Genomic DNA, 1,115 nt, shown 5'->3' on the forward strand with positions numbered 1-1,115 from the left:
TGAAGCTTCCCCTTGGTCTTGGATATCTGGAGACTGGAATCTGAGGTTCCAGAGGAAGTAGCGCCAGGTGGGAAGCAAGTACACGAAGCGGTACTCGGCGGGGTACCGGCGGGACGCGATCGCGCTCGTCCATTCTTCAGGCAGGACCGTGACCGAGGTCGCCCGGGAACTCGGCGTCAGCCCGGAGAGCCTGCGCAACTGGGTCCGACGCGATCAGGCCGACCGTGGTGAGGGCGCTCCGGGCGAGCTGACCAGCGCTGAACGCGAGGAACTCAAGCGTCTGCGCAGGCAGAACCGTGAGCAGCAGCAGACGATTGAGATCTTGAAAAAAGCCACGGCCTTCTTCGTGAAGGAGAGCGGCCGGTGAACGAGTTATACCGGTTCATCCACGCGGAGAAGGCCAGCTACCCCGTCACCCTGCTGTGCCGGGCGGTGAAGATCGCCCGCTCCTCCTACTACACCTGGTGCGAGGGCGGAGCCGCCCGCCAGGCCCGCCGGGCGGCCGACGAGGCGCTCGCGCACGAGATCACCGTGCTCCACATCGCGTCCCGCAAGACTTACGGGGTGCCTCGGATCCACGCCAAGCTGCGGCGCCTGGGCCGGCGGGTGAACCGCAAGCGTGTTGCCCGGATCATGCGTCAGGCCGGTATCCAGGGCGTCACCCGTCGCAAGCGGCGCTCACTGACCCGTGCGGACAAGAAGGCCCGGCCGGCCCCCGACCTGATCGGCCGCGACCTCCACGCCGAGACCCCCGGCACCAATCTGGTCGGCGACATCACCTATCTACCCACCGGCGAGGGCTGGCTCTACCTCGCCTGCTGGCTGGATCTGGCCACCCGCGAAGTCGTCGGCTACGCCATGGCCGACCACCACCGCACTTCCCTCGTCACCGACGCCCTGAAGATGGCCCACGGCCGGACCGGGCTCCGCCCGGGATGCGTCATACACAGCGACCGCGGAAGCGAATACACATCAGCTGAACTCCGGAACAAGATAAGGGATTTGGGTCTGCGGCAGAGCTGTGGACGAACCGGTTCCTGCTTCGATAACGCCGCCACTGAGAGCTTCTAGGCCCTCCTGAAAGAAGAGATCGGCACCCGCCTCTGGCCCGACCG

Annotated in this window: 2 protein-coding genes; both read left to right on the forward strand. The window is 66.2% G+C overall.

All coding sequences use genetic code 11. The features are described 5' to 3' along the window. The first annotated feature begins 67 nt into the window (after window positions 1–67). A complete protein-coding gene (locus ACIQWR_RS41545; protein ID WP_404021392.1) occupies window positions 68–367 on the forward strand; it encodes a transposase in 300 nt (99 codons plus the stop codon). Next, entirely contained in the window at window positions 364–1,071 is a 708-nt protein-coding gene (locus ACIQWR_RS41550) for an IS3 family transposase (protein WP_404021395.1), read from the forward strand. The genes ACIQWR_RS41545 and ACIQWR_RS41550 overlap by 4 nt, the downstream gene beginning before the upstream one ends. Window positions 1,072–1,115 lie beyond the last annotated feature (44 nt).

The organism is Streptomyces sp. NPDC098789 (genome assembly GCF_044759975.1).
In the GTDB taxonomy this organism is placed as follows: domain Bacteria; phylum Actinomycetota; class Actinomycetes; order Streptomycetales; family Streptomycetaceae; genus Streptomyces.